This is a genomic window from Rathayibacter sp. AY1E3 (assembly GCF_002932235.1).
Classification (GTDB): Bacteria; Actinomycetota; Actinomycetes; order Actinomycetales; family Microbacteriaceae; genus Rathayibacter.
In genome coordinates this window covers 69,472-75,471 of sequence record NZ_PSVN01000017.1, presented here as the reverse complement: position 1 = coordinate 75,471, position 6,000 = coordinate 69,472, and the positions used below count along the sequence as shown (strand labels likewise).

The following is a 6,000-nucleotide window of genomic DNA, read 5'->3' as shown; positions in this document are numbered from 1 at the left end:
GCTCGTGGGAGCCGCGGCGTCCTCCTCGTGGGGCCGGGAGAGGGCGGGGCCGGGTCCCGCAGGCGCCTGATGCGACCCGGTGAGGGTCGCCGTCACGCTCCAGGGGCTGCCGCGGCTACCGGCGCCGTGGGCGCCGGGGCCGGCCGCCTCGCGTGACGCTCCGCGTCACGCGTCGTGGTCGGTGGTGAGGAAGGTCGCGAGCTCCTCGAGCACGGCCTGCTCGTTGTCGCCCTCGACGCTGACGGTGAGCTCGTCGCCGTGCTCGATGCCGAGCGAGATGATCCCGAGGATCGACGCGGCGTTGACCGGGGTCGCGTCGCCCTTGGCGACGAGGACCTTCTGACCCGACTTCGCCGCGGCCTGGCTGAAGAGCGAGGCGGGGCGGGCGTGGAGGCCCTTCGACGATGCAACCTGCACGGTGCGCTTGACCATGAACGTTTCTCCTTGATCCTGCAGTCGCGACTGCATCAGTGGTACCCGGAGTCGGGCTCGCCCGGACGGACCGGGCGGGTGGAGGAGTCCCCGTCCGCGCCTGCGACGACCGCGCGAGCGGCGAAGAGGACGGGCAGGGTCTCGAGCACGGCATCGGCACCGTGCGCTCCGAAGACATCGGGCGGGAGGAGGGCGGCCGCGGCTCCCACGAGCTCCGCACGGTGGCGGAGTCCGTCGAACTGCGACTCGAGGTGCGGCCCCACGAGGAGGACGTCGGCCTCGGGGAGGGAGTGGTCGAGACCGGTGAGGGTCTCGGAGCGGAACACGGCATCCATGCCGCGCTCCTTCGCGCCCGCTCGCAGCCGGTGGGCCAGGAACGTGCTCGACGCGCCTGCACCGCAGACGATCAGGATCTTCCGCACCTCGTTCGCCTCCTCGCGTCCGGGTCGTGATTCATCCAAGCATCCCCTCGGAGGGGCGGCACCCTCCAGCAGACAATCTTCCGCGGGGGCGGAAGACGGCCCCTTCCACCCGCGGCGCGGGGGCTCCCGGGCGCGTCGCCGGGGTGATTGACTGACGGGACGTACGACTCGCCGCCCGCGTCCTGCGGGCCCGCGGCAGGGTCGTGGCGCTCCCGGCGCCCGCCCCGACCGCACGCCTGGAGCCTGATGCCTGACAACCGCGAACGACTGCTGGAGTACCTCTCCCGCGCCGACGGCTGGGTGACGGCGCACGAGCTCGCCGACAGGCTCGGAGTCACCACCCGCAGCGTCCGGAGCTACGTCACCGCGGTGAAGGCGCAGGCCGCCCCGCTGGAGCCGGTCGAGTCCTCCGCGAACGGCTACCGGCTCGCGCGCGAGGCGTACGCGGCCTACCTGGAGGCGCAGCGCAGCCGCGACGTCGAGCCCGACACACCGCGTGACCGGCTGTACAGCATCGTCCGCCGCCTGGTCGACTCCGACGAGGGCCTGGACGTCTTCGCCCTCGCCGACGCGCTGTCGGTGAGCGAGTCGACCGTCGACGCCGATCTGCGCCGGGTGAAGGCCCTCGCCGACGAGGCCGGCCTCGGGCTGGTCCGGCGCGGCCCGTCGGTGCGCCTCGAGGGCAGCGAGGAGGCCCGCCGCCGCCTGATCTCGCGGATGTTCCGCGACGAGAGCGCGCAGGGCGTCTTCACGCTCGACGACGTCCAGCGCGAATTCGCCTCCCCCGGCCTCGGCGCCTTCAAGACCGAGCTGCTGGCCGAGCTCGAGACCCGCGGCTACTACATCAACGACTACGGCGTGAACAGCGTCCTCCTCCACATCGCGATCGCCGTCGACCGCGTCGCCCGGGGCATCGGGGAGCCCTCCGGCTCCCGCCCCTCCCCCGCGATCCACGGCGAGCTCGCGGCCCTGCTGGCGGAGCTGGTGGAGCGGCACTTCGCGACGCGCCTGACCGACGCCGAGCTCGCCCAGCTCGCGATCCTGATGACGACGCGGGTGGCGACGCCCGGGCAGAACGAGCCGGTCGCCGCCGTGGTCGAGAACTACCTCGACCCGGAGGACCTCGCCGTCGTCCGCGAGCTCGTCGCCGACGTCAACCGCGAGTACCTGGTCGACCTCGACGACGAGGGCTTCATCGTCCGCCTCGCCCTGCACGTGCGGAACCTGATCGCCCGGGCCGCCGAGGGCGGCTACTCTCGCAACCCGCTCACCCGCTCGATCAAGACCAGCTACCCGATGACCTACGAGATCGCCGTGTTCCTGGCGAGCGGGCTGCAGCGCCGGCGGGGCGTCGTGGTCAACGAGGACGAGATCGCCTACATCGCCCTCCACGTCGGCTCGTTCCTCGAGCGGGTGTCCCGGCGGGAGGAGCGTCTGTCCTGCGTGATCGTCTGCCCCAACTACTACGACCTCGCTCACATGCTGCGCCTGCGCGTCGAGCGCTCGCTCGGCACCGAGGTGGAGGTGCGCTCGCTGATCACGCGGAGCGACGTCGACTGGGACCGGCTCACCGCCGACCTCGTGATCACCACGATCGACGAGCGCCCCGCGTCCGACGACGTCGTGGTCGTGCAGCCGTTCCTCACCGACCACGACGTCGAGACGGTACGCCGGGCCATCGCCCGCGTCCGCCGGCACCGCCGCCGCGCGCAGATCAAGGACGAGCTGCTGCAGTTCTTCGACGAGGAGCTGTTCTTCCGCAACGTGCACACGCGCGATGAGGCGGCGATGATCCGGATGCTGGGCGAGCGGATGATCGCCGGCGGCATCATCGACGAGGACTACGTCGACGGCGCCATCGAGCGCGAGCGGATGAGCTCCACGGCGTTCACCGACAACCTCGCGGTCCCGCACGCGATGGCGATGAGCGCCCGCCGCACCTCCATCGCGATCGTCGTGAACGACACCGCGATGGAGTGGGGCGAGCAGCGGGTGAACGTGATCGCTATGATCGCGTTCGCCTCGGCCGGCCGCAGCACCTTCCAGTCGGTGTTCGACCAGTTCGTCGAGGTGTTCGCCGACCGGGCGGAGGTGCAGCGACTCATCCGGCGCTCCACGGACTTCGGCGGCTTCATCGAGGAGCTGGTGCGGGTGATCGACAGCTAGCCGACTCCCGCACTCCGGGTGGAGCCGGAGGGCGCTGTCGTCCTCCCGCTCCCGCGCTTCGTGGGCGCCCGACGGACCCCCGCCGGGCGCGAGAGGCCACGAGGAGCCTCCTCCGCATCGGATCGGAGGAGCTCCGCGTTGGGGCCTCTAGGCGAAGGGCGTCGGCACGATCCCGTAGGGGGCGAGGCCGGCCGCGCCGCCGTCGGCGAGCGTGGTGACCCAGATGCCGTCATGGTGCACGGCGACGGAGTGCTCCCAGTGGGCGGCCATGCTGCTGTCCTCGGTCGCGACCGTCCACTCGTCCTCGCGGACGAAGGTCTCGGCGCTGCCCGCGGTGACCATCGGCTCGATCGCGACGACGAGTCCCGGCTTCACCTCGGGGCCGCGCTGGCGCACCCGGTAGTTGAAGACCGGCGGAGCCTCGTGCATGGTGCGCCCGATGCCGTGGCCGATGTAGTCGGTGAGGATGCCGTAGACGCGGCCCGAGCGCTCGGCCTCGTCCTCGATGTACTCCTCGATCGCCGCGCCGACCTCGTTGAGATGGCGGGCGGAGGCGAGGGCGGCGATCCCCCGCCACAGGGATCCCTCGGTCACCCGCGAGAGCTCGGCGCGTGCCGCGACCTCCTCCGGGCGGGAGGGATCGGGCAGGACCACCGTCATCGCGGAGTCGCCGTTCCAGCCGTCGATCTCGGCGCCGCTGTCGATGGAGACCAGGTCGCCCGGCTCGAGCACGCGCCCGCCGGGGATGCCGTGGACCACCTCGTCGTTGACCGAGGCGCAGATCGTGTGCCGGTAGCCGGGGACGAGCTGGAAGTTCGAGTGGCCGCCGAGCGCGACGATCGCCGCCTCGGCGATCGCGTCGAGCTCGAGCGTGGTGACGCCCGGGCGGACCGCCGCGCGGACCGCGTCGAGCGAGGCGGCCGTGGCGAGGCCCGGAGCGAGCATCGACCGCAGCTGCGCGGGCGTCTTGTAGAGCGAGGAGCGGAACGCCACGGCTCAGGCGGCCGGGGTGTCGAGGCGGCCCACGCGGTGGCCCTCGAGGGCGACGACGATCCGCTCGGTCACCTCGTCGACCGGCCCGAGGCCGTCGACCACGACCACGAGCCCGCGGGCCGCGTAGACGTCGATGAGCGGAGCGGTCTGCTCCTCGTAGAGCGCGAGTCGGCGCCGGATGACGTCCTCGGTGTCGTCGCTGCGCCCCTGCTCGAGCGAGCGCTTGAGCAGGCGGCCGACGACCTCGTCGGGATCGGCCGTCAGCTGGACGACCGCGTCGAGCCGGTTGTCGTCCGCGGCGAGGATGCGGTCGAGCTCGTCGACCTGCTCCGTGGTGCGCGGGTAGCCGTCGAGCAGGAACCCGGTCGACGCGTCCGCCTCCTGGAGGCGGTCGTGCACGATCGCGTTGGTCAGCTCGTCCGGCACGTAGCGCCCGTTGTCGAGGTAGGCCTTCGCCTGGAGACCGAGCTCGGTCTCGTTGGCGACGTTCGCGCGGAAGATGTCCCCGGTCGAGATGGCGGGCACCCGGAGGATGTCGCTCAGCCGAGCGGCCTGGGTCCCCTTGCCTGCGCCGGGAGGGCCGATCAGCAGGAGACGGAAGCCGATCGGGTGCGACGTCATCGGAGGAGTCCTTCGTAGTGGCGCTGCTGCAGCTGGGAGTCGATCTGCTTCACCGTCTCCAGGCCGACTCCGACGATGATCAGGATTGACGTGCCGCCGAAGGGGAAGTTCTGGTTCGCACCGACCAGCGCGAGGGCCACGAGGGGCACGAGCGCGATGAGGCCGAGGTAGACCGATCCGGGCAGCGTCACCCGGGTGAGCACGTAGTTGAGGTACTCGGCGGTCGGGCGGCCGGCGCGGATGCCGGGGATGAAGCCGCCGTAGCGCTTCATGTTGTCGGCGACCTCGTCCGGGTTGAAGGTGATCGCGACGTAGAAGTAGGTGAAGCCCACGATCAGGAGGAAGTACAGCGCCATGTAGAGCGGGTGATCGCCCTTGGTGAGGTAGTTCGTGATCCAGGTGACCCAGACCGGGGCCTCCTGGCCCGCGGCGGGCTGGTTGAACTGCGCGATGAGCGCGGGCAGGTACAGCAGCGACGAGGCGAAGATGACGGGCACGACGCCGGCCATGTTGACCTTGATCGGGATGTAGGTGTTGTTGCCGCCGTAGGTGCGGCGGCCGACCATCCGCTTGGCGTACTGCACGGGGATCCGCCGCTGCGACTGCTCCACGAAGACCACGGCGACCACGAGCACGAGGCCCACGCCGAGGACGAGGAGGAAGGTCTCGAAGCCGCGCGACTGCGCGATCGACCACAGGGAGGTGGGGAACTGGGCGGCGATCGAGGTGAAGATCAGCAGCGACATGCCGTTGCCGATGCCGCGCTCGGTGATGAGCTCGCCCATCCACATGATGATCCCGGTGCCCGCGGTCATGGTGATGACCATGAGGAGGATGGAGTACCACTCGTCGGTGATGATGAGCGCCGAGCACTCCGGGACGCCGGAGTTGCCGAAGAGGGCGCCCGAGCGGGCGACGGTGATCAGCGTCGTCGACTGGAGGACGCCGAGCGCGATGGTGAGGTACCGCGTGTACTGGGTGAGCTTGCCCTGACCGGACTGCCCCTCCTTGTACAGCGTCTCGAAGTGAGGGATGACCACGCGCAGCAGCTGCACGATGATCGACGCCGTGATGTACGGCATGATCCCGAGCGCGAAGATCGACAGCTGGAGCAGTGCTCCACCGCTGAAGAGGTTCACGAGCTCGTAGAGACCCGAGGTGCCCTGGTTGCCGGCGAGACAGGCCTGCACGGCGCTGAAGTCGACGAACGGAGCAGGGATGAAGGATCCCAGCCGGAAGATCGCCACGATCGCGAGGGTGAAGCCGATCTTGCGGCGGAGGTCGGGGGTGCGGAAGATCCGCGCAACGGCGCCAAACACTACCTAAGGTCTCCTGCTCAATTCTGTGGTGCGGGATACAGGTCGAG

At 70.6% G+C, this 6,000-nt stretch carries 6 protein-coding genes; 1 reads left to right on the top strand and 5 read right to left on the bottom strand.

Annotated features, from left to right (window positions below; genetic code table 11):
* Window positions 1-165: 165 nt before the first annotated feature.
* Window positions 166-432 carry an HPr family phosphocarrier protein gene (locus tag C5C53_RS13635; RefSeq protein ID WP_104267776.1) on the bottom strand — a complete coding sequence of 89 codons (267 nt, stop codon included), beginning with the start codon at window positions 430-432 and terminating at the stop codon, window positions 166-168.
* Window positions 433-467: 35 nt separating this feature from the next.
* Window positions 468-893 (bottom strand): PTS sugar transporter subunit IIB, encoded by a 426-nt coding sequence (locus C5C53_RS13630; protein WP_181127772.1) that lies wholly within the window; start codon window positions 891-893, stop codon window positions 468-470.
* A gap of 207 nt (window positions 894-1,100) precedes the next feature.
* On the opposite strand from C5C53_RS13630, the gene C5C53_RS13625 reads away from it, so the two are divergent.
* Window positions 1,101-3,020, top strand: a complete 1,920-nt coding sequence (locus tag C5C53_RS13625) for a BglG family transcription antiterminator (protein ID WP_104267774.1) — start codon at window positions 1,101-1,103, stop codon at window positions 3,018-3,020.
* A 147-nt stretch (window positions 3,021-3,167) separates the two neighbouring features.
* Here the strand turns inward: C5C53_RS13625 and map are convergent, their stop codons facing one another.
* From map to secY, 3 genes are read right to left on the bottom strand one after another with little or no spacing between them, the layout of a single operon-like run.
* A complete protein-coding gene (gene map, locus C5C53_RS13620; protein ID WP_104226753.1) occupies window positions 3,168-4,013 on the bottom strand; it encodes a type I methionyl aminopeptidase in 846 nt (281 codons plus the stop codon).
* 3 nt (window positions 4,014-4,016) lie between these two features.
* Complete coding sequence (locus tag C5C53_RS13615) at window positions 4,017-4,634, bottom strand: adenylate kinase (RefSeq protein ID WP_181028829.1); 618 nt, start codon at window positions 4,632-4,634, stop codon at window positions 4,017-4,019.
* Window positions 4,631-5,953 (bottom strand): preprotein translocase subunit SecY, encoded by a 1,323-nt coding sequence (gene secY / locus C5C53_RS13610; protein ID WP_104224557.1) that lies wholly within the window; start codon window positions 5,951-5,953, stop codon window positions 4,631-4,633. The genes C5C53_RS13615 and secY overlap by 4 nt, the downstream gene beginning before the upstream one ends.
* Window positions 5,954-6,000: the final 47 nt, after the last annotated feature.